Origin of the sequence: Streptomyces sp. DH10 (assembly GCF_029813805.1) — a bacterium.
In the GTDB taxonomy this organism is placed as follows: domain Bacteria; phylum Actinomycetota; class Actinomycetes; order Streptomycetales; family Streptomycetaceae; genus Streptomyces; species Streptomyces coeruleofuscus.
Map to the genome: position 1 here is coordinate 248,205 of NZ_JARVKU010000013.1, position 22,182 is coordinate 270,386.

General features: G+C 72.6%; 18 protein-coding genes. 13 read left to right on the forward strand and 5 right to left on the reverse strand.

What is annotated here, in order from left to right; translation table 11 throughout:
• Positions 1 to 6 precede the first annotated feature (6 nt).
• Positions 7 to 1,458 carry a cytosine permease gene (locus QC385_RS26455; protein ID WP_279543853.1) on the reverse strand — a complete coding sequence of 484 codons (1,452 nt, stop codon included), beginning with the start codon at positions 1,456 to 1,458 and terminating at the stop codon, positions 7 to 9.
• Between the two features lie 115 nt (positions 1,459 to 1,573).
• Between QC385_RS26455 and ureA the strand changes: the two genes are divergently transcribed.
• From ureA to QC385_RS26490, 7 genes are all read left to right on the forward strand, one after another.
• Positions 1,574 to 2,278 (forward strand): urease subunit gamma, encoded by a 705-nt coding sequence (gene ureA / locus QC385_RS26460; protein ID WP_279543854.1) that lies wholly within the window; start codon positions 1,574 to 1,576, stop codon positions 2,276 to 2,278.
• On the forward strand, positions 2,275 to 3,987 hold the full coding sequence (locus QC385_RS26465; RefSeq protein WP_279543856.1) for an urease subunit alpha: 1,713 nt from the start codon (positions 2,275 to 2,277) through the stop codon (positions 3,985 to 3,987). Before ureA ends, QC385_RS26465 begins: the two co-directional genes overlap by 4 nt.
• 8 nt (positions 3,988 to 3,995) lie before the next feature.
• The gene (locus QC385_RS26470) at positions 3,996 to 5,033 is read left to right on the forward strand and encodes an agmatine deiminase family protein (RefSeq protein ID WP_279543857.1); all 1,038 of its coding nucleotides are present in this window, start codon (positions 3,996 to 3,998) and stop codon (positions 5,031 to 5,033) included.
• Positions 5,034 to 5,049: 16 nt separating this feature from the next.
• Positions 5,050 to 5,655 carry a TetR/AcrR family transcriptional regulator gene (locus QC385_RS26475; RefSeq protein ID WP_279543858.1) on the forward strand — a complete coding sequence of 202 codons (606 nt, stop codon included), beginning with the start codon at positions 5,050 to 5,052 and terminating at the stop codon, positions 5,653 to 5,655.
• Between the two features lie 127 nt (positions 5,656 to 5,782).
• Complete coding sequence (locus QC385_RS26480) at positions 5,783 to 7,027, forward strand: hypothetical protein (protein WP_279543859.1); 1,245 nt, start codon at positions 5,783 to 5,785, stop codon at positions 7,025 to 7,027.
• 301 nt (positions 7,028 to 7,328) lie between these two features.
• Positions 7,329 to 8,933: a citramalate synthase gene (gene cimA, locus QC385_RS26485; RefSeq protein WP_279543860.1), complete on the forward strand. Its 1,605-nt coding sequence runs from the start codon at positions 7,329 to 7,331 to the stop codon at positions 8,931 to 8,933.
• 102 nt (positions 8,934 to 9,035) lie between these two features.
• Positions 9,036 to 10,388 (forward strand): hypothetical protein, encoded by a 1,353-nt coding sequence (locus QC385_RS26490; protein ID WP_279543861.1) that lies wholly within the window; start codon positions 9,036 to 9,038, stop codon positions 10,386 to 10,388.
• Between the two features lie 594 nt (positions 10,389 to 10,982).
• Here the strand turns inward: QC385_RS26490 and QC385_RS26495 are convergent.
• The gene (locus QC385_RS26495; protein WP_279543862.1) at positions 10,983 to 12,155 is read right to left on the reverse strand and encodes a Cmx/CmrA family chloramphenicol efflux MFS transporter; all 1,173 of its coding nucleotides are present in this window, start codon (positions 12,153 to 12,155) and stop codon (positions 10,983 to 10,985) included.
• A gap of 157 nt (positions 12,156 to 12,312) precedes the next feature.
• On the reverse strand, positions 12,313 to 13,251 hold the full coding sequence (locus tag QC385_RS26500; protein ID WP_279543880.1) for a DMT family transporter: 939 nt from the start codon (positions 13,249 to 13,251) through the stop codon (positions 12,313 to 12,315).
• 73 nt (positions 13,252 to 13,324) lie between these two features.
• Between QC385_RS26500 and QC385_RS26505 the strand changes: the two genes are divergently transcribed.
• Together QC385_RS26505 and QC385_RS26510 are read left to right on the forward strand one after the other, a co-directional pair.
• Positions 13,325 to 13,915, forward strand: coding sequence for a TetR/AcrR family transcriptional regulator (locus tag QC385_RS26505; protein ID WP_279543863.1), 591 nt, complete (start codon positions 13,325 to 13,327; stop codon positions 13,913 to 13,915).
• A 39-nt stretch (positions 13,916 to 13,954) separates the two neighbouring features.
• Positions 13,955 to 14,527, forward strand: coding sequence for a YdeI/OmpD-associated family protein (locus QC385_RS26510; protein ID WP_279543864.1), 573 nt, complete (start codon positions 13,955 to 13,957; stop codon positions 14,525 to 14,527).
• A gap of 57 nt (positions 14,528 to 14,584) precedes the next feature.
• Here QC385_RS26510 and QC385_RS26515 read toward each other — a convergent pair whose 3' ends face one another.
• Both QC385_RS26515 and QC385_RS26520 read right to left on the reverse strand, forming a co-directional pair.
• A complete protein-coding gene (locus QC385_RS26515; protein ID WP_279543865.1) occupies positions 14,585 to 15,370 on the reverse strand; it encodes a S1 family peptidase in 786 nt (261 codons plus the stop codon).
• A gap of 217 nt (positions 15,371 to 15,587) precedes the next feature.
• A complete protein-coding gene (locus QC385_RS26520; protein ID WP_279543866.1) occupies positions 15,588 to 16,187 on the reverse strand; it encodes a YceI family protein in 600 nt (199 codons plus the stop codon).
• Between the two features lie 500 nt (positions 16,188 to 16,687).
• Between QC385_RS26520 and QC385_RS26525 the strand changes: the two genes are divergently transcribed.
• The 4 genes from QC385_RS26525 to QC385_RS26540 all read left to right on the forward strand — a co-directional run bounded on the left by QC385_RS26525 (position 16,688) and on the right by QC385_RS26540 (position 21,967).
• Complete coding sequence (locus tag QC385_RS26525; protein WP_279543868.1) at positions 16,688 to 17,539, forward strand: SDR family NAD(P)-dependent oxidoreductase; 852 nt, start codon at positions 16,688 to 16,690, stop codon at positions 17,537 to 17,539.
• A 93-nt stretch (positions 17,540 to 17,632) separates the two neighbouring features.
• Entirely contained in the window at positions 17,633 to 19,999 is a 2,367-nt protein-coding gene (locus tag QC385_RS26530) for a polysaccharide lyase 8 family protein (protein ID WP_279543870.1), read from the forward strand.
• Between the two features lie 154 nt (positions 20,000 to 20,153).
• On the forward strand, positions 20,154 to 21,737 hold the full coding sequence (locus tag QC385_RS26535; RefSeq protein WP_279543871.1) for an acyl-CoA carboxylase subunit beta: 1,584 nt from the start codon (positions 20,154 to 20,156) through the stop codon (positions 21,735 to 21,737).
• Positions 21,738 to 21,772: 35 nt separating this feature from the next.
• The gene (locus QC385_RS26540; protein ID WP_020271460.1) at positions 21,773 to 21,967 is read left to right on the forward strand and encodes an acyl-CoA carboxylase subunit epsilon; all 195 of its coding nucleotides are present in this window, start codon (positions 21,773 to 21,775) and stop codon (positions 21,965 to 21,967) included.
• The last annotated feature ends 215 nt before the right edge of the window (positions 21,968 to 22,182 follow it).

Here is a 22,182-nt window from a genome sequence, read left to right on the forward strand (position 1 = left end):
ACCGGCCTATGCCCACCCGCCGCCCGAAGCGGTCGGACTGGAAGCGCTGGTCGCCTCATCGCCCCCGGGGCCCGTTTCCACGGACCCCGGGGCCGACAGCGCATACGCCACCCCGCCCACCAGCCCCGACAGCAGGAAGCTGCAGTCCACCCCGCCGGTCAGTGCCAGCAGCGGGCCCTCGTACGACGGCAGGGACACCGCCAGGACGCCGACGAGTGCCCCGGCCGCCCAGGAGGCGGTCGCCGGGATGTTCCAGCCGGCGCGGTACCAGTAGACGCCGCCCCGCGCGCGGCGGTTGAAGACCTGGAGGGCGTCCGCGTCGTACATCCCGCCGCAGCGGGCGAAGCCGATGAGGGTGATGACCGCCCAGGGCGTGCCGATCGCCGTCAGCAGCAGGACGAAGGATGTCATCGCATTCTGCGCGGTCGAGTAGTAGTGCCCGGCGAAGACACAGGCCGTGGCCACCACGGCGACCGTGTACGTGGCTCTGGCCCGTGAGGCGCGCGGCAGGATGGCGTCCAGGTCGAGGCCCATCGAGTACAGCATCAGACCCGCGTTGCCGACCGAGCCCGCGGAGGCCGCGAGCAGCAGCGGGACGAGGTACCAGGCGGGGGCCGCGTCGACCAGCGGGCCCGCGTAGTCGAGGGCGGCCCCGGCCGCGTACGCCGTGAAGGTGCCGAAGAGCTGCGGCACCAGCAGGCCCAGCAGCAGCCCCAGCCAGGTCGCGTGCAGCACCCGGCGCGAGGAGTGGCGGGCCGGGGAGACGTAGCGGGTGTAGTCACCGAGGAGGGTGATGAAGGCGATCGGGCCGGACAGTCCGGCGGCCACGGCCGCGAGCAGCCAGGTCGGCCAGAATCCGTCCAGCAGGTAGCCGCCGGTCTCCGGCAGCGCGGCGGTGGTGAAGCCGGGCGCGTAGGCGATCACGCCCAGCGCCAGCAGGGCCGTCATGCCGAAGGCCAGCACCCGGGACATCGCGAGCAGCACCCGGTAGCCGTACACCGCGCCCGCGACGGTGGCCGCGGCGAGCAGCCCGTAGACGACCCCGTACGACGCCCCGCCCTGCGGCAGCCCGGCCAGCCGGCCCAGCACGCCCACCATCACGTCCCCGCCGATCCACACGGTCAGCGCGGTGTAACCGAGGGCCAGCAGCAGTCCGACCACCGAGCCGACCAGCCGTCCCCGGACCCCGAACTGGGCGCCGGAGGAGGTCGACAGGTTGGTGCCGGTGCGCAGCGAGACCAGGGCGAGGGGAGCCGTGAGCACCACTCCCACCACCGTGCCCGCCAGGACCGCGCTGACCGACGACCACCAGTCCAGGCCGAAGGACGGCGGCAGCCAGCCGAAGACGATCACACCCAGGCAGAGGTTGGAGCCGAGCAGGATCGAGACGAGGTCGCGTGGCCCGCTGGTGCGTTCCTCCTCGGGGATGGTGTCGACTCCGCGCTGTTCGATCGGCATGCTTGTCTCCCTCGGTTAGAGCGACGTTCAATGTGATGGGCGTTACGGGCCGCCGTCAACCTTTCGGTGCGGGGAACTTCATGTTTAGAGTGATGCTCTAAACGGAGGGAGTGACATGCGGCTGACCCCGACCGAACGCGACCGGCTGCTGCTCTTCGGCGCCGCCGAGCTCGCCCGCGCCCGCAGGGCCAGGGGGCTGAGGCTCAACGTCCCCGAGGCGACCGCGCTGATCGCCGACACGGTGTGCGAGGCCGCGCGGGACGGCAAGCGGCTCGCGGAGGCCGTCGAGGCCGCCCGGTCCGTCCTCGGGCCGGACGACGTGCTGCCCGGAGTCGCCGACGTCGTCACCGAGGTGCATGTCGAGGCGGTCTTCGACGACGGCTCGCGGCTCGCCGTCGTCAGCGATCCGATCGGCGCCGGCCTCGGCGACCGGGCCCCGGGCGCGCTGCTGCCCGGGCCCGGGCACGCCGAGCCCGAGGCGGTCGTACGGCTGACGGTCACCAACACCGCCGGCGTGCCCGTCTCCGTCACCTCCCACTTCCACTTCTTCGAGGCCAACCCGCGGCTCGCCTTCGACCGCGGACGGGCCTACGGCATGCGCCTGGCAGCGCCCGCCGGGTCCTCGGTGCGGTTCGGGCCGGGGGAGAGCGCCGAGGTGGGGCTGGTGCCGATCGGGGGCGAGCGGATCGCGATCGGGTTCGCCGGACTCGTCGACGGGCCGCTGGACGCACCGGGCGCCAAGGAGGAGGCCCTGCGCCGGGCCGCCGCCTGCGGCTACCTCGGCGTACCGGAAACACCTGATCAGGAGGTCGGGCGATGAGCCGTCCAGGAGGCCACCCCGCCGAGGCCCGCCGCCTCACCCCGTACGAGTACGCCGCCACCCACGGTCCCCGCGCCGGCGACCGCATCCGTCTCGGCGACTCCGGCCTGGTCGTCCGTGTCGAGTCCGACGCCCAGCGGTACGGCGACGAGTTCCTCGCCGGGTTCGGTAAGACCGCCCGCGACGGGCTGCACCTCAAGGCCGCCGCCGTCCGGGAGACCTGTGACGTCGTCATCAGCAACGTCGTGGTGATCGACGCCGTGCAGGGCATCCGGAAGGTGTCGATCGGCATCCGGGAGGGACGGATCTGCTCGATCGGGCGGGCCGGGAACCCCGACACCCTCGACGGGGTCGACGTCGTCGTCGGCACCGGGACGTCGATCGTGTCCGGCGAGGGGCTCATCGCCACCGCGGGAGCCGTCGACACCCACGTCCACCTGCTGTCGCCGCGCGTCATGGAGGCCTCGCTCGCCTCCGGCGTGACCACGATCATCGGCCAGGAGTTCGGGCCCGTGTGGGGCGTCGGTGTCAACTCACCTTGGGCGCTGCGGCACGCGTTCAACGCCTTCGACGCCTGGCCCGTCAACATCGGCTTCCTGGGCCGGGGTTCCTCCTCCCGCCCGGCGCCGCTGGTCGAGGCCCTCGCCGAGGGCGGCGCCTGCGGCTTCAAGGTGCACGAGGACATGGGCGCCCACACGCGTGCGCTGGACACCGCGCTGCGCGTCGCCGAGGAGTACGACGTCCAAGTCGCCCTGCACAGCGACGGGCTGAACGAGTGCCTGTCCGTGGAGGACACCCTGCGGGTGCTGGAGGGCCGGACCGTCCACGCCTTCCACATCGAGGGCTGTGGCGGTGGGCACGTCCCCAACGTTCTGAAGATGGCGGGCGTCCCGAACGTCATCGGCTCCTCCACCAACCCGACCCTGCCCTTCGGCCGGGACGCCGTCGTCGAGCACTACGGCATGATCGTCTCCGTCCACGACCTCAAACCCGACCTGCCCGGCGACGCCGCCATGGCCCGCGACCGCATCCGCGCCGGAACCATGGGCGCCGAGGACGTCCTGCACGACCTGGGCGCGATCGGCATCACCTCCTCGGACGCGCAGGGCATGGGGCGCGCGGGCGAGACCGTCCGCCGTACCTTCGCCATGGCCGGGAAGATGAAGGCAGAGTCCGGCGCCCCGGATGCCGGTCACGACAACGAACGCGTCCTGCGGTACATCGCCAAGCTGACCGTCAACCCGGCCATCGCGCACGGCCTCGCGCACGAGGTGGGGTCACTGGAGGCCGGCAAGCTCGCCGACATCGTGCTGTGGCGGCCCGAGTACTTCGGGGCCAAGCCGCAGCTCGTGCTGAAGGCCGGCTTCCCGGCGTACGGCGTGACCGGCGACCCGAACGCGGCGACCGACACGTGCGAACCCCTCGTGCTGGGGCCGCAGTTCGGGGCGCACGGGGCGACACCGGCCGACATCTCGGTGGCGTTCGTCGCACAGGCCGCCCTCGACCAGGGGCGCGACACCGTGCCCACCCGCCGCCGCAGGGTCGCCGTGCGCGGCACGCGCGGTATCGGCCCGGCCGACCTGCGCCTCAACTCCCGTACCGGGGCCGTAGACGTCGACCAGCGCACCGGCCTCGTCACCCTCGACGGCGAGCCGCTGTACTCCGAACCGGCCGAGTCCGTCTCCCTCAACCGTCTCTACTTCCTCTGAGGTTCACGATGTCCGCAGCCGCCGACGGCTTCCGCATGCCCGCCGAATGGGCCCCGCACGAGCGCACCTGGATGGCCTGGCCGGGCCCGAACCCGACCTTCGACGACCCGGAGGACCTGGCCGGGGCCCGGCTCGCCTGGGCCTCGGTGGCCCGCGCGATCCGCCGGTTCGAGCCGGTGACGGTGGTGTGCGGCCCGGGGCGGTCGGACCAGGCGCGTGCGCTGCTGGGGCAGGGGATCGAGACCGTCGAGCGGGACCTCGACGACGCCTGGATGCGCGACATCGGACCGACCTTCCTCACCAACGGACGGGGTGAACTGGGCGCCGTCGACTGGACGTTCAACGGCTGGGGCGCCCAGAGCTGGGCCCGCTGGGAGCACGACGCGAAGATCGGCGCCCACGTCGCGGACCTCGCGGGGGCACGGACGTACACCTCGCACCTCGTCAACGAGGGCGGGGCGATCCATGTGGACGGCGAGGGGACGGTGTTGCTGACCGAGACCGTGCAGCTGGGGCCCGAGCGCAATCCCGGCTGGACGCGGGAGGAGGTCGAGGCCGAGATCCACTCCCTGCTGGGCACCCGCAAGGCGATCTGGCTGCCGCGCGGCCTGACCGGCGACTACCCCCCGCACGGCTTCGGCACCCTCGGCCACGTCGACATCGTCGCGGCCTTCGCCCGCCCCGGCGTGGTCGTGGCCCATGTGCAGCCGGACCCGGCGCACCCCGACCACGAGGTGACGAAGGAGATCACCGGCCTGCTGAGGTCGCAGACGGACGCGCGCGGCCGCCGCCTGGAGGTCGTCGACGTGCAGGCCCCCACCGTCCTGGAAGCCGACGGCCACTGGGCCGACTACTCGTACATCAACCACTACCTCTGCAACGGCGGCGTGGTCCTGTGCGGCTTCGACGACCCGCGCGACGAACTCGCGGCCGGCATCTTCCGCCGCCTGTTCCCGGAGCGGACCGTGACACTCGTGGACGCCCGTACGATCTTTGCCGGCGGTGGAGGAATCCACTGCATCACCCAGCAACAGCCGAGGATCTAGCACCCGGGAGCAGCAGATGGCCGGTGGGCGCAGGCAGGCGCCGCCCCGCGAGGACGTGCTCGCCGCCGCCATGGAGATGATCGCCGAGCGCGGCCTGGAGAAACTCACCATGGCGGCGCTCGGCCGCGAGGTCGGCATGAGCAGCGGCCACCTGCTCTACTACTTCGGCTCCAAGGACGAACTGCTGCTGCGCACCCTGGAGTGGAGCGAGGGCCGGCTGGGCGCCGAGCGCGGACGGCTGCTGACCCGCGCCGCCACCGCCCGCGAACGGCTCGACGCCTACGTCGACCTGTACGTCCCCGACGGCCACCGCGACCCGCACTGGACGCTGTGGCTGGAGGTCTGGAACCGCTCGCAGAGCGCTGCCACCGACGCGGAGGCCCGTGACCGGCAGGCCGCCATCGAGGGCGTCTGGCACCGCGACCTGGTCGCCCTGCTCGCCGAGGGCATCTCGCGGGGCGAGTTCCGCCGCGTCGACCCGGACCGGTTCGCCGCCCGCCTGCGGGCGCTGCTGGACGGCTTCGCCATCCATGTCGCGATCGGCCTGCGCGGCACGGACCGGGCCCAAGTCCTGCGGCACGTCCACGAGTTCCTCGCCGACAGCCTCCTCGCGGACGCCTGAACGCCTGCCCGGGTTGTACTCAATACGACGGATTGACCCTGTGGTCCGTGGTGCTGTTGGCTCTGGGGGAGCCCTCGGCGCGGGGCCGGGGGAGAAGCGTCAACGGGGAACACAGGGGGAACAGCACATGACCAGCACCAGGAGGGCCACGTCCGTCGCGCTCGGCGTGGCCCTGGCCGTCACGCTCGGCGGTGTCGCCGCGCTGCCCGCGACCGCCGCCGATGCGGTGCCGCGGACCGAGAAGGCGAGCGTCGCCCCGGACGGCACCGACGGCGACGCCGCCTCCGGAGGGCCGAGCCTGAGCGCCGACGGCCGCCGTCTGGCCTTCGTCTCCAGCGCCGACAACCTCGTCGCCGGCGACACCGACGGCGACGCCGACGCCTTCGTGCGCGACCTGAGGACCGGCACGACCCGGCTGGCCAGTACGTCGGCGGACGCCGGCTCGGTCGACGACGTCGCCCTGAGCGGCAACGGCCGGTACCTGGCCTTCGGCGCCACGGACGGCGACGGCCGCAGCCACATCTGGGTCAAGGACCTGAAGTCCGGCGCCCTCCAGCGCATCAAGGACACAGTCGACACGGGCTACGACACCGGCAGGCAGCCCGCCATCAGCGCCGACGGCCGCTACGTCGCCTTCGTCGCCCAGCAGTCCGGACCCGCGGAGGGCGAGGACCGCTGGGGACGCGTCTACCGCGTCGACCGCACCGGCGGCGAGGCCGTCCGCGTCAGCCAGGTGCCCGCCGCCGGCGACCGGAAGACCGCCGCCACCCGCCCGTCCATCAGCGCCGACGGCAAGCGCGTCGGCTACCAGTTCTTCGTCCCGCACCCGGCCCCGGGCGACTGGAGCGACGCCTACGTCCGTGACGTGCCGAGCGGCGAGCTGTTCCACGCCGACCGGGCACCGGACGGTCTGGAGCCCGACGGGCACACCGAGTCCCCGCAGATCAGCGCCGACGGCCGGTACGCGGTCTTCAACTCCCGCGACTCGCGGCTGACCTCGGGCGACACCAACAAGGGCCACAACGCCTTCGTCCGCGACCTGAGGACGGGCGGGCTGCGCCGGATCGACGCCGCCGACCCGGCCGCGTTCACCGCGTATCCGCACCTCAGCGCCGACAACCGGTATCTGGCCTTCGTCTCGGCCGACCCGGGCGACACGGACCGCACGGCCCGCGCGTACGTACGTGATCTGCGCACCGGGCGCACGGTCCTGGCCAGCCCGGACGCCGAGGGCGGCCCGAACGACCAGAGCGTGTCCGCCCCGGTCCTCGACCGGCACGGCCGCACGGTCGCCTTCAGCAGTGCCTCACCCGACCTCGTCCCCGGCGACACGTACGACACCTCGCACGTCTACGTCCGTCACATGAGGTGACCGACCGCATCCTGAGACAACCGTGAGCGAGGCGCGGGGGTTGTGCCAGACTGCCCCCGTGCTCTCGTTCGCCATGATTATTGGCAGCAGGCGCGCCGGTCCGCAGTGACCGCCACGTACGACCAGGTACGGGCGGACACCGTCGTCCTCGACCCGCGCGCAGACCTCTCGCACCCGCGAGAGGTTTTTCGCATTTCTGGCCCACCCGCAGCCGGAGGCGAGAGCGCGAGGGAGTATGTGAGGGCGGTGGAGCCGGTCATTCCGGTACGACCGAGATCCCATCCTCAGGAGCCTTGACACCATGACCGCACCCAGCGAGCTCGACGATTCCTTCCACGTCTTCGACACCACCCTGCGCGACGGCGCCCAGCGGGAGGGCATCAACCTCACCGTCGCCGACAAGCTGGCCATCGCGCGGCACCTGGACGACTTCGGCGTCGGCTTCATCGAGGGCGGCTGGCCGGGCGCGAACCCCCGGGACACCGAGTTCTTCGCCCGCGCCCAGCAGGAGATCGACTTCCGGCACGCCCAGTTGGTCGCGTTCGGGGCGACCCGCCGCGCGGGAGCGAAGGCGGCTGAGGACCCGCAGGTCAAGGCGCTGCTGGAGTCGGGCGCCGAGGTGATCACGCTGGTCGCCAAGTCCCACGACCGGCACGTCGAGCTCGCCCTGCGCACCACCCTGGACGAGAACCTGGCGATGGTCCGCGACACGGTGTCGTTCCTGAAGGAGCAGGGACGCCGGGTCTTCGTCGACTGCGAGCACTTCTTCGACGGCTACCGCGCGAACCCCGAGTACGCCAAGTCGGTCGTCCGTACCGCCTCCGACGCCGGTGCGGACGTGGTGGTCCTCTGTGACACCAACGGCGGCATGCTCCCGGCGCAGATCCAGGCGGTCGTCGGCACGGTCCTGGCCGACACGGGCGCCCGGCTCGGCATCCACGCCCAGGACGACACGGGCTGCGCGGTGGCGAACACGCTGGCCGCCGTCGACGCGGGCGCGACGCACGTCCAGTGCACGGCCAACGGCTACGGCGAGCGCGTCGGCAACGCCAACCTCTTCCCGGTCGTGGCGGCCCTCGAGCTCAAGTACGGCAAGCAGGTCCTGCCCGAGGGGCACCTGCGCGAGATGACGCGCATCTCGCACGCGATCGCCGAGGTCGTCAACCTCACGCCCTCCACGCACCAGCCCTATGTCGGCATCTCGGCCTTCGCGCACAAGGCCGGCCTGCACGCCTCGGCCATCAAGGTCGACCCGGACCTGTACCAGCACATCGACCCCGAGCAGGTCGGCAACACCATGCGGATGCTGGTCTCCGACATGGCCGGCCGCGCCTCGATCGAGCTCAAGGGCAAGGAACTCGGCATCGACCTCGGCGACGACCGAGAGCTGGTCGGCCGGGTGGTCGAGCGGGTGAAGGAGCGCGAACTCAAGGGCTACACGTACGAGGCGGCGGACGCCAGCTTCGAGATCCTCCTGCGCACCGAGGTCCAGGGCAAGCCGCTGCGCTACTTCGAGATCGAGTCCTGGCGTGCCATCGTCGAGGACCGGCCCGACGGCTCCCACGCCAACGAGGCCACGGTCAAGCTCTGGGCCAAGGGCGAGCGCATCGTCGCCACGGCCGAGGGCAACGGGCCGGTCAACGCGCTGGACCGGGCCCTGCGCGTGGGCCTGGAGAAGATCTACCCGCAGCTCGCCAAGCTGGACCTGGTCGACTACAAGGTCCGCATCCTGGAGGGCAAGCACGGCACCAGCTCGACGACCCGCGTGCTGATCTCCACGTCCGACGGCACGGGCGAGTGGTCGACGGTGGGTGTGGCCGACAACGTCATCGCCGCGAGCTGGCAGGCCCTGGAGGACGCGTACACGTACGGGCTCCTGCGGGCGGGAGTGACCCCGGCCGAGTAGACGAGCAGGCGGGTGGCGACGGCGCCTTCCGCGCCGTCGCCTCAGCCGATCCATTGCGTCCGCCTGTGTCGATTCTGTGCCGATTCGGGTAGCTTCGAACATATGAAGGCCGCACTGGTGCGTACCCTCGTACGTCTGCTGATCGTGCCGGTCGTCGCCGTACTGGCGGCGCTCATGGTCGGTGCGCCCGGTGCGCACGCGGCCACGGACCTCTCGAAGGTCGCCGAGGAACTGCGTGAGAACCCGGTCTACGTCGATCCGGCCGCCTCCGGCCAGCTGGCCGAGTCGGACGCCGAGGCGCTCGCCGACAAGATCAAGGACGCGGACAAACCCGTCTTCGTGGCCGTCCTCCCGGCCGACTTCCCCACGCAGGACCTCTTCCGGAACCTCCGTACCGAGACCGGCGTCACCGGCCTGTACGGCATCCGCGTCGGCGACGAGTTCGACGCCCGTGCGGACAGCTCGGTGATGAGCCCCCAGGCGGTGTCGAACCTGGTCACGGCCGTCGAGGACACGGGCGACGTCAAGGCCCAGCTGAACGACTTCGTCGACGACGCCCTGCGCAACGTGGGCGGCTCGGCGCCCAGCAGCTGGAGCGACGGCTCGGGCACCGACGTGCCGGTCGGCGGCCTGATCACGGTCGGCGCACTGGTCGCGGCCGGTGGCGCGGGCGCCTACGCGGTGGCCCGCCGCAACCGCCGCCGCCACGAGGAGGAGCAGCGGGCCGCGCTGGAGAAGCTGCGCGTGGTGGTCGACGAGGACATCACCGCCTTCGGCGAGGAGCTCGACCGCCTCGACTTCCACCCCGGCGAACCCGGCGCCGACGACGCGATGCGCGCCGACTACGAACACGCCCTGGACTCCTACGAACAGGCGAAGTCCTTCATGGCCGCCGCGACGAAACCGGAGGACGTGCGGGCCGTCACCCAGGCCGTGCAGGACGGCCGGTTCTCCCTGGCGCGACTCGCGGCCCGCCGCGAGGGCGGCCCGCTGCCGGAGCGCCGTCCGCCCTGCTTCTTCGACCCCCGCCACGGCCCCTCGGTCGCCGACGCGAGCTGGACGCCGCCGGGCGGCGCCACGCGCGACGTCCCCGTCTGCGCGGCCGACCGGACCCGGCTCTCCGAGGGCCGCGACCCGGTGATCCGCGAGGTCGACACCGAGTACGGCCGCCGCCCGTACTGGGAGGCCGGCCCGGCGTACGGCCCCTGGGCCGGCGGCTACTTCGGCGGCGGCCTCCTGCCCGGCCTCCTCATCGGCACCATGCTCGGCAGCATGATGGCCGCCCCCGCCTACGGGGCCGACTACGGCTCCGGCTACGGCGACTTCGGCGGCTACGAGGGCGGCGACGTCTCCGGTGCGGACTTCGACAGCGGCGACTACGGGGGCGGCTTCGGTGACGGTGGTTTCGGCGGCGGCGACTTCGGTGGGGGAGGGGACTTCGGGGGCGGGTTCTGACGGGAGGGGCACAGTCCCCGGCATCCGTGCGGGAGATCAGCGTCCGGCGGCCTCCCGGTCGGCGCCCCGGCCGTAGGTCGGTTCCTGGTGGCCTCCCGGTCCGGTACCTCGGCCACAAGGTCGGTTCCCGGCGGCCTCCCAGGTCCGGTACCTCGGCCGCAGGTCCGTGCCCGGCGGCCTCCCGGTCCGGCATCCCGGCCGTAGGTCCGTGCCCGGCCGCCCCCAGGCCCGGCGCCCCGGCCGTAGGTCGGTTCCCGGCGACCTCCCGGTCCGGCATCCCGGCCGCAGGTCCGCGCCCGGCCGCCCCAGGCCCGGCGCCCCGCCTCCCGGCCCGGCGCCCCGGCCGCAGGGTCGGTTCCCGACGGCCTCCCGGTCCGGTACCTCGGCCGTAGGTCGGTTCCCGGCGGCCAGCGCCCCGGCCGTAGGTCAGCGCTCGGCTGCCTCCCGGCCCGGCGCCCCGGCCGCAGGTCAGCGCCCGGCTGCCTCCCGGCCCGGCGCCCCGGCCGCAGGTCAGCGCCCGGCTGCCTCCCGGCCCGGCGCCCCGGCCGCAGGTCAGCGCCCGGCTGCCTCCCGGCCCGGCGCCCCGGCCGCACGTCAGCGCCCGGCCGCCTCCCGGCCCGGCACCCGTCCCCGCTGCCTCCACGCGGCCGCGGCCACCACGCCCGCCAGCGCGACCAGCCCCGCGCTGACCCACACCGGCGACCGGTACCCGAACCCCGCGTCGATCACCAGGCCACCGGCCCACGGGCCCAGCGCGGCACCCACGTTGAACGCGGCCGTGGCGAAACCACCGGCCAGCGTGGGTGCGCCCGGCGCCGCGTACAGCACCTCGGAGATCAGCGTGGAACCGACGCCGAAGGACAGCGCGCCCTGGGCGAAGACGAGCCCGAGTGCCAGGACCGGGTGCCCGGCCCCGAGCGCCAGGAGGCACCAGCCCAGGCACACGGCGACGCCCCCGCCGGCCAGGACCGGCACGGGGCGCCGGTCGGCGAACCGCCCCGCGGCGGTCACCCCCGCGAACGACCCGGCCCCGAACAGCGCGAGCACACCGGGAATCCAGGCGCTGCCGAGCCCCGTCACCTCGGTGACCAGCGGCGCGAGATAGGTGAAGGTGCAGAACGTCGCGCCGTTCACGAGGGCGCCCAGCAGCAGCGTGACGATCAGCCGAGGGCTGCGCAGTGACCGGAGTTCACCACCCAGCGCGGGCGGCGCGTCCCCGGCCGTACCGCCCGGCACCGACCTCGCCACCGCCGCCAGCGCGGGCAGCGACAGCAGCGCCACGGCCCAGAACGCCGCACGCCAGCCCCACAGCGCGCCCAGCACGGCCCCGGCGGGCACCCCGGCCACGCACGCCAGCGTGACGCCGCCCAGAAGCATGGACGTCGCCCGTCCCTTCGCGTCCGCCGGGACCATGTCCGCGGCGGCCACGAGGGCGACGGCGAGGAACCCGGCGTTGGCGAGCGCCCCCACCACCCGGGTGGCGAGCAGTACCTCGAAACTGCCGGTGAGAGCACCGGCGACATGGACGGCGAGGAACACGACGAGGAACGCCAGCAGCGCACCCCGCCGCGGCCAGCGCCGGGCGAGCCCCGCCACCAGCGGCGCCCCCACGACCATCCCCGCCGCGAAGGCGGAGGTCAGCGCCCCGGCGGCGGGAACGGACACCCCCAGATCCCGCGCGATGTCCGGGACGAGACCGGACAGCATGAACTCGGACGTTCCCTGCCCGAAAACGGCAAGGCCCAGCAGAAGAAGAGCGAACGGCATGAAGAGACTCCGCACCCTGAAGCAGACGTCGGACACGACAGGTCGGACGGCTTCCGGCAGCGGAGCGAACGGGCTTCAGCGGCCCGGCATCACGAGCAGCCACCGGAGAGCCGGTGGCCGCACTCTGGACGCCTCGGGGCTGGACACGCGGGAGAGGTTAGGCGGGCCCGGCGGCCCGGGTCCACCGGTTTTCCTCCTGCTCGCCTCGCGCGGCGGTCACAGCCGTGTCCTTCCGGCCGTCACCGCGGTGGACGACGACCACGGCCACCAGGCAGACGGCCAGGCCGAGGGCGGTCTGCACGCCGAACGGCTCACCGAACGCGAGCGCGCCCCAGACGGCCGTCACCGGGGCCATGAGGAACATCAGCGTGTTCACCTTCGTCACCCCGGAGCGCTTCAGGATGAGCCAGTACAGCCCGTACCCGCCGAATGTGGACAGACCCACGAGCCATGCGACGGCCACCCAGAACCCGCCCTCGGCGGGCGGCGTCGCGGCACCGGTGCTCAGGGCCAGCGCGGAGAAGAGGACGGCGCTGGTGGCGCAGTGGACGGTCAGCGACACCGAGGGGGCGACCCGCGAGCGGGACCGGCTCTCCAGGAACGTGGCCGCGACCAGGGACAGCATGCCGAGCAGCGGGACGGCGTACGCCCACCAGGCCACGCCGGTCCCGGCCGCGGCGTCGGCCAGGGTGACCACGGCGACGCCGCTCAGCCCCAGACCGAGGCCGATCCACTGCCGGCCCGAGACGTACTGCCCCAGCAGCGGTCCCGCGAGGGCCCCGGCGACGAGAGGCTGGACCCCGTCGATCAGGGCCGTGGTGCCGCTGGAGACGCCGAGCTGGATGGCGTAGTAGACGCTGAGCAGATAGCCGCTCTGCGACAGCACGCCGATGACGGCCTGCCGGGTCACGTCCCGGGCGGTGAGCCCTCGCCAGGCCGATCGCATGACGAAGGCGACGGCGACCAGGACGACGGCCAGCGGCAGGAACCGCCACATCAGGACCGTGATCGCGGACGCGTCGCCCGCACCGAGCTTGGCCCCGATGAACCCGGAGCTCCAGCAGAGGACGAAGGCGACGGAGAGAAGGACGTTCACCGACATCACAACCAGTAGACAGATCGGTATACACGTTCCCCGCCCACTATACAGATCGGTATACTCGGATGTCATGGGTACCACCGCCAGTGCCGGGAATCCGCGCCGGATCACGATGACGCCCGCCGCCCGTCGCGTCCTGGCGGCGGCCGCCCGGCTGTTCTACGAGCGCGGCATCCACGCCGTCGGAGTCGACCTCATCGCCGCCGAGGCCGGCGTGACGAAGAAGACCCTCTACGACCGCTTCGGCTCCAAGGAGCAGATCGTCGTGGAGTACCTCGCGGACCGCGACGAGCGCTGGCGGGCCTTCCTCGCCGAACGCCTCGACGCGGCCGGGCCGGAGCCGGGGGAGCGCGTCCTGGCGGTCTTCGACGCCTCACGCGACTGGGCGGCGGAGCTCAGCCCCAAGGGGTGCAGCATGGTCAACGCCCACGCGGAGATCAGCGACCCCGCCCACCCGGCCCACCCGATCATCACCGGGCAGAAGCAGTGGATGCTCGCCCTCTTCACCCGCCTCGCCTCGGACATCGACCCGGAAGGAGCCGAGGCCCTGGCCCGGGCGCTGATGCTGCTGCACGAGGGGGCGCTCGTCGCGCACGGCCTGGGCATCTTCCCGGACGCCGTCGTCGACGCCCGCGAACAGGCACGCGCGCTCCTCGCGTAGCGGACAGGATCTGTCCTACTCGGTCCCTACGGTGGTGCCATGACCGCCTCCGGAGACCCTCTCCCCTTCGCGACCGTCGCCGACCTGGAATCCTGGCTGACCGCACACCCCGCCCCGCATCCCGGCCTCTGGGTCAAGGTCGCCAAGAAGGGTTCGGGCATTCCCTCCGTCAGCGCCGCCGACGTCAACGACGTGGCGCTGTGCCACGGGTGGATCACCGGGCAGCGCAAGGGACTCGACGAGTCGTACTACGTCCAGCGGATCACCCCGCGGCGCCCGGGCAGCCTCTGGTCCATGGTCAACGTCCGGCGGATCGAGGAACTGACCGCCGCCGGGCGCATGAGGCCGGGCGGGCTCGCGGAGGTGGCGGCCGCGCGGGCGGACGGGCGATGGGAGGCGGCATACGCCTCCCAGCAGGAGGCCGAGGTCCCTCAGGACCTCGCGGCGGCACTGGAGCGGAGCCCGCGGGCCGCGGCGGCCTTCGAGGCGCTCGGGCGGACCGACCGGTACCTGACGATGCTCGGCGTGCTCCGCGCCCGGACCCCGCGGAGCCGGGCGGCGCAGGTGGCGGCGGCGGTCACGAAGCTGGAGTCCGGCCGGAAGAGCCGATAGGGCGGGGGAAGGGCCCGGCGCCGTACGGCACCGGGCCCACAGGCTGTGGGGGGCGGGTCAGAGTGTCGACGCCGCCGAGGCGATGGCGGAGGCGAACGCCGAGACCTCCGTGTAGACGCCGGGGGCATCGGGCCGGGCGCAGCCGTCACCCCAGCTGACGATGCCGACCTGGATCCAGGCACCGGCGTTGTCCTTGCGGAACATGGGGCCGCCGGAGTCGCCCTGGCAGGTGTCGACCCCGCCCGCGTCGAAGCCGGCGCAGATCTCCTCGCTCGCGACGAGGCCGCTGTACAGGCCGCCGTAGGCCTTGCAGGCGGCGTCGCTGACGAACGGCACGGTCGCCTTCAGCAGGTAGCGCTGCTGGGAACCGCCCTCACGGTTCGCGCCCCAGCCCGCGACGGTGAAGTCGCCGGTGTTGTACTGCGCGGTGGTGGCGATCTTCAGGGTCGGCAGGTTGATGGGCTGGGCGAGCTTGATGAGTGCCCAGTCCTTGCCGGTGCCGTTGTAGCCGGGGGCGCGCAGCACCTTGGTGGAGCGGACCTGGACCCGGCCGCTGGTCGACTGGAGGTCGACGACCCCCGCCGTGGCGGTGATGCTCGTGTTGTTGCCGGAGCGGCCCACACAGTGCGCGGCCGTGAGCACGATCTGCTGGGTGTAGAGCGCGCCGCCGCAGCCCATGGAGAGCCGGACCATGAACGGGAACTCGCCCTGCGCGGCCCGCGTCCCGCCGACGACGGGCGACGGGGCGGCCTGCGCGGCGGAGACGGGCTGAAGGCTGGCGATCGCGAGCGCGGCGGCCCCGAGGACCGCGCATCTCTTGAGGGCCGTGAGGAGTCTCTTCAACGTGATGCCTTCCGTGGGGGGTTGACTGGGGAGGTGCAACCGAAGCATCAAATTGACAGGCGCATGACAGCAGTCAGGCAAAAAGAAACGTCCATGTGCTGGCATGGACTGGTCAAAATTCTGCTGCTGGATTATGAGAACGCCGCCGGTCCTTCCACAAGGGGTGCGATTCGGCCAGACCGGCCCGGCGTTATGCCGCCGGGCCGGCCGCGCGGGCTCACGCGTTCCTGATCGCCGAGATGTCGAAGTTGAGCTTGATCTTGTCGGAGACCAGGACGCCACCGGTCTCCAGGGCGGCGTTCCAGGTCAGGCCCCACTCGGAGCGCAGGATCTCCGCCTTGCCCTCGAAGCCGACGCGCTCGTTGCCGAAGGGGTCCTTCGCGGCGCCGTTGAACTCGAGGTCGATGGCGAGGGGACGGGTCGTGCCGAGGATCGTCAGGTCGCCGGTGATGCGGTAGTCCTCGCCACCGAGGGACTCGGCCTTGGTGGAGCGGAAGGTCATGGTCGGGAACTCGTCCGCCTTGAAGAAGTCCGAGCTCTTGAGGTGGCCGTCGCGGTCGGCGTTGCCCGTCTCGATGCTGTCCATCACGACGTCCAGGGAGGCCGTGGACAGGGAGGGGTCGGTGCCGTCGAGGTGGAGCGTGCCCGTGAAGTCCTGGAAACTGCCCTTGACGTTGGTGACCATGGCGTGCCGGGCGACGAAGCCGAGCGTCGAGTGCGCGGGGTCGATCGTGTAGTCGCCGGTCAGGGCGGCCAGGTCCGGCCGCGCGGCGACGGTGGTGGCGGTCTCGGTGTCCTTGCGGCTGAAGATGCTCATGGTGGTACGCCTCCTGCGAAAATGTTGAACGTTTAACTATGTAACGCGACCCACCGTAGACCTATTCCGGTTCAACGTTCAACATTATTGGCGGGTGTGTCGCGATCGGGCCCGCGGCGCGAGTGCGCGTTTCGCGGAGAGCGCCGAGAGGTCCCGTACCGGACACGAGTGCCCCTTACGTGACCCGGCGCGGCCGGTCCGGGTAGCCGCCCCATACCGCCGCCTGGCGGCACCCGGCGGCACGCACGGGTGGTCCTGTCGCATCCCGTGCGAGCGGGCCCGGCCCGCAGACCGCCCACGGCGCGGCGCACGCCGGACCGGGTGAGCCCGGCCCGCCGGAACGGCCCCACCGCTGGCGCGGGACCCCGCGGTGGCGGTGTCCTGGAAGACGAGGTTCCGTTTGAGGGGACCGGCAGGGAGACAGACGGTGTTCCGTTCCCAGGAACCCGCACCGAGACAACCGAGACCACGGCGGACGGACAGCGCAGGGAGACCGACCGATGACACTCACCGGCTCCGGCTCGGCCTACGACCCACCGGCGGGCCCCGCCCCACGCCGCCCCGCGGCCCCCTCCCCGGCGCGCGAGCACGGGCCGCCGCGGCGCCTGGACCGGCGCGTGGCCCTCGTCACCGGGGCCTCCTCGGGCATCGGGGCGGCCACGGCACGGCGGTTCGCCATGGACGGCTGGCAGCTTCTCCTCACCGGGCGCGACCGGAACCGCCTGGAGCGGACGGCGTCGGGCACCTCGGCCGTCGTGCTGCCCGCCGACCTCGCCGCCCCGGACGGTCCGCGCCTGCTGGCCCGGTCCGCGCTGCACACGACCGGCCGGGTCGACGTCCTGGTCGCCGGGGCGGGCATCGGCTGGGCGGGCCCGTTCGCCGCCATGCCGCACACCGACATCGACCGGGTGCTGGCCCTGGACCTCAACGCCACGCTCCACCTCGTGCGCGAGGTGCTGCCCTCCATGATCGCGGCCGGGCGGGGCAGGGTGGTGCTGCTCGGCTCGATCGCGGGCTGCGTGGGCGTACCCGAGGAAGCGGTGTACTCCGCCGCCAAGGCCGCCCTGGCCGCCTTCTCCGAGGCGCTGCGCCAGGAACTGCGCGGCACGGGCGTGGGCGTGACCTTCGTGGTGGCCGGCCCGGTCGACACGGCGTTCTTCGCCCGCCGAGGCAGGCCCTACGACCGCGACCACCCACGGATGATCTCGCCCGGCTGCGTCGCCGGGGCCGTCTGGGAGGCCGTACGCGAGGAGCGCGACCTGGTCTACGTCCCCGCCTGGCTGGCCCTCCCGGACCGCCTCCGCGCCCTGGCCCCGAGGGTGTTCGGGCGCCTGCTCAACCGTTTCGGCTGACCCGGCATCACACCCGGGACATGTTCCGCCGTCCGGGTCACTCCGGCCGGATCCTCCGTTCAGGTGACCGCATCCCCGTGGTAGGGCATGGGCATGACTCCCCAGCGCCGCGCCTTCTCCCGCCGCACGGCCCTGCCCCGCCCCGGCCGCCGCGCCCTGCTGCTCGCGGCCGCGGCCCTGGCGGCGACCGGCGGCGCGACGCCCGCGCCCCGCGGCGCCGACACGCGGGACGCCGGCACCGACCGGTACGACACCCTCCGCCGGCGCTGGCTCGGCATCGCCCTGGGCACCGGCTACGACCCGGCCGCGCAGCCGTACGCCTCCCGCCTCGCGGAGACCGGTGAACTCGCCCGCGGCCTGCACTCCGCCATGGCCCCGGCGGCGGACTCCCTCTGGCCCGGCCACCCCTTCGACCCGCCGGCCGGCATCACCGTGAGCTACAGGCGCCTGTGGACCATGACCCAGGCGTACGTCCAGCAGGGCACCGGCTCGACCGCCGACCCGGACCTCCTCGCCGGCATCCTGCGCGGCCTCGACCACCTCTCCGCCACCGTCTACCACCCCACCACCACCCGGTACGGCAACTGGTGGGAATGGCAGATCGGCAGCCCGCGCCTGCTCATGGACATCACGGCCGCCCTGTACGAGCACCTGGGCGACGACCGGATCCGGGCCGCCTGCGCCGCCGTCGGCCACTTCGTCCCCGACTCGGCCCTCGGCGACTACTCCGGCACGTCCACCGGCGCCAACCGCGTCGACCTGTGCCGCTCCGTCGCCCTGCGCGGCATCCTCGGCCGCGACCCGGACGGGATCGCCCTCGCCCGCGACGCGCTCTCCCCGGTCTTCCCGTACGTCACCCGGGGCGACGGCCTCTACGCCGACGGCTCCTTCGTCCAGCACACCTGGGTCGCCTACTCGGGCACGTACGGCCAGGTCATGCTCGACGGCCTCGGCCGCCTCTTCGCCCTGCTCGCCGGATCCGACTGGGAGGTCACCGACCCGAACCGGCAGATCGTCCTCCACAGCGTCGAGCACGCCTACGCACCGCTCATCCACGACGGACTGGTCATGGACAGCGTCAACGGGCGGGCCATCAGCCGCGGTCTGCTCACGGCCGACGACCACGAGGTCATGCGCAGCGACCACTTCCACGGCCGGCAGCTCATCGCGGCCATCGCGCTCCTCGCGGCCGGCGCGAGCCCGGCGGAACGCGACCGCTGGCACGCCCGCATCAAGGGCTGGATCGAACGGGACACGGTCACCCCGATCCTGACGGCACGCCAGTTCGGCGTCGCCGACCTGGCCCGGCTGCACGCGATCGCCGCCTCGCCCCTCCCGGCCGCACCCGAGCCGACCGGCCACCGCCTCTTCGCCGCCATGGACCGCGCCGTCCACCGCCGCCCCGGCTTCACCGTGAACATCGCCATGGCCAGCGACCGCATCGCCCACTACGAGTGCGGCAACGGCGAGAATCCACGCGGCTGGCACACCGGCGCGGGCATGGTGAGCTGGTGGGCCGGCGCGAGCGACCAGTACACCGACTGGTTCTGGCCCACCGTCGACTGGTACCGCCTGCCCGGCACCACCGTCTCCACCAAGCGCCTCGCCGACCGGGAAGGCGGCGAGTGGGGCACGGCCCGCCCGGACGCGCGCTGGGTCGGCGGCACCACCGACGGCGCGTACGCGGCACTCGGCCAGCACCTCAAGGGCCTCGGCTCCACCCTCCAGGCCCGCAAGTCCTGGTTCTGCGTCGCGGACGCGGTGATCTGCCTGGGCGCCGGGATCAGCTGCTCCGACGGCGTCCCGGTGGAGACGATCGTCGACAACCGCAACCTCGGCGCGTCCGGCACCCAGACCTTCGTACGGGGCCCGGACTGGGCCCACCTGGAGGACCACGGCGGCTGGGTGCTGCTCGACGGCGAGTTGAAGGCGCTGCGCGAGGACCGCACCGGCGCCTGGTCCGACATCAACACCGGCGGCACACCCGAGCGGCGCACCCGCCGCTGGCAGACCCTCTGGTTGGACCACGGCACCGACCCGGAGGACGCCACCTACGCCTACGTCCTCATGCCCGGCGCGTCCCGCCGCGCGGTCGCGCGCCGCGCCGCCGACCGCCGCTGGATGTCGGTTCTCGCCAATGACGCCGGCCGGCAGGCGGTCACCGTTGCCTCCCTCGGCCTCACGGCCGCGAACTTCTGGCAGGCCGGTACGGCGGGACCGCTCACCGCCTCCGCGGGCGCGAGCGTGCTGACCGTCCGCCGGGGCCGTACCGCCACCCTCTGCGTGAGCGAGCCACCCCGCACGGGTGAACCACTGGAGATCACCTGGAACCGCCCCGTCCGCCGGGTCCGGCACGCGGACGAGACGGTCGAAGTACTCTCCACGGGGTCCCGGCTGCGCCTGCGCATCACCCCGGGGAAGGCATGTGCCACCCACATCTGTGAGATGACTCTCGGCTGACGGCTTTGTTCGACCCCTACAAGCCACACGCCCCCTGAGCAGTCAGAAGGGCTGCACGCCGCCATGGTTCTGTTCAGGGGTACCAGGAAAACACGCCGGAGACTGTGAGGAGTCGACGGCCCGGAATCCTTGGTCGGCTTCGTAAGGTCACTACATGACCGTTTTGGATGAGGCGCCGGGTGAGCCGACCGACGCGCGCGGACGCGTGGCCGAACTGCACGAGATCCGTGCGCAGGCTGTGGCCGGACCGAGCGAGAAGGCGACCAAGGCGCAGCACGCCAAGGGCAAGCTGACCGCCCGGGAGCGCATCGAACTTCTCCTCGACCCCGATTCCTTCCGCGAGGTCGAGCAGCTGCGCCGGCACCGGGCCACCGGCTTCGGCCTGGAGGCCAAGAAGCCGTACACCGACGGTGTGATCACCGGGTGGGGCACGGTGGAGGGCCGGACCGTCTTCGTCTACGCCCACGACTTCCGCATCTTCGGCGGCGCGCTGGGCGAGGCCCACGCCACGAAGATCCACAAGATCATGGACATGGCCATCGCGGCCGGTGCGCCCCTGGTCTCGCTGAACGACGGCGCGGGCGCCCGCATTCAGGAGGGCGTCTCGGCGCTCGCCGGCTACGGCGGCATCTTCCAGCGCAACACCAGGGCGAGCGGGGTCATCCCGCAGATCTCGGTGATGCTGGGCCCGTGCGCGGGCGGCGCGGCCTACAGCCCGGCCCTCACCGACTTCGTGTTCATGGTCCGCGACACCTCGCAGATGTTCATCACCGGCCCGGACGTCGTCAAGGCGGTCACCGGCGAGGAGATCACCCAGAACGGCCTGGGCGGCGCGGACGTGCACGCCGAGACGTCCGGCGTCTGCCACTTCGCCTACGACGACGAAGAGACCTGCATCGCCGAGGTCCGCTACCTGCTGTCCCTCCTGCCGCAGAACAACCGCGAGAACCCGCCGCGCGCGGAGTCCGCGGACGCGGTGGACCGCCGCTCGGACGTCCTCCTGGACCTGGTCCCGGCGGACGGCAACCGGCCGTACGACATGACCAAGGTCATCGAGGAGATCGTCGACGACGGCGACTACCTCGAGGTCCACGAGCGCTGGGCGCGGAACATCATCTGCGCGCTGGGCCGGATGGACGGCCAGGTCGTCGGCATCGTCGCCAACCAGCCCCAGGTGCTCGCCGGTGTCCTGGACATCGAGGCCTCCGAGAAGGCGGCCCGCTTCGTCCAGATGTGCGACGCCTTCAACATCCCGATCGTCACTCTTCTGGACGTCCCCGGCTTCCTCCCGGGCGTCGACCAGGAGCACGGTGGCATCATCCGCCACGGCGCGAAGCTCCTGTACGCCTACTGCAACGCGACCGTGCCGAGGATCTCGCTGATCCTGCGAAAGGCCTACGGAGGTGCGTACATCGTCATGGACAGCCAGTCCATCGGCGCCGACCTCACCTACGCCTGGCCGACCAACGAGATCGCCGTCATGGGTGCGGAGGGTGCGGCCAACGTCATCTTCCGCCGCCAGATCGCCGAGGCCGAGGACCCGGAGGCCATGCGGACCCGCATGGTCAAGGAGTACAAGTCCGAGCTGATGCACCCCTACTACGCGGCCGAGCGCGGCCTGGTCGACGACGTCATCGACCCCGCGGAAACCCGCGAGGTGCTGATCAAGTCCCTCGCGATGCTCCAGACCAAGCACGCCGATCTGCCTTCCCGCAAACACGGCAACCCTCCGCAGTAACACGGCGGACATCTCTCTCACGGAGACTGACACCCATGGACACCCCTGACATCCGCGTCGAGAAGGGCCACGCCGAGCCCGAGGAAGTCGCCGCCATCACGGCGATCCTCCTGGCCCGCGCCGCCGCCCGCCCCACGGACCCGACCCCGACGCACCGCGGCCGAGTGAAGGCCGGCTGGCGCCGCCTGGAACGCGAGCCGGGCTTCCGCGCCCCGCACAGCTGGCGCTGAGCTCTTCAGACGCGCTCACGGCCCCGTTCTCCTTCGGGAGGGCGGGGCTGTCGCGCGCTAGGGCGTGTCCGCAAAGTCCCGCCTGCCTCGCGACGCCCGGCACGCACTCTCGCCGCACCGGACGAACACCCACGTACAAACCAGTACGCGGGCGTCCGCCCGGCACGCCGAGAGCACGCACCGGACGCCGCGAGGCCCGCCCTCCGGGCGGACGA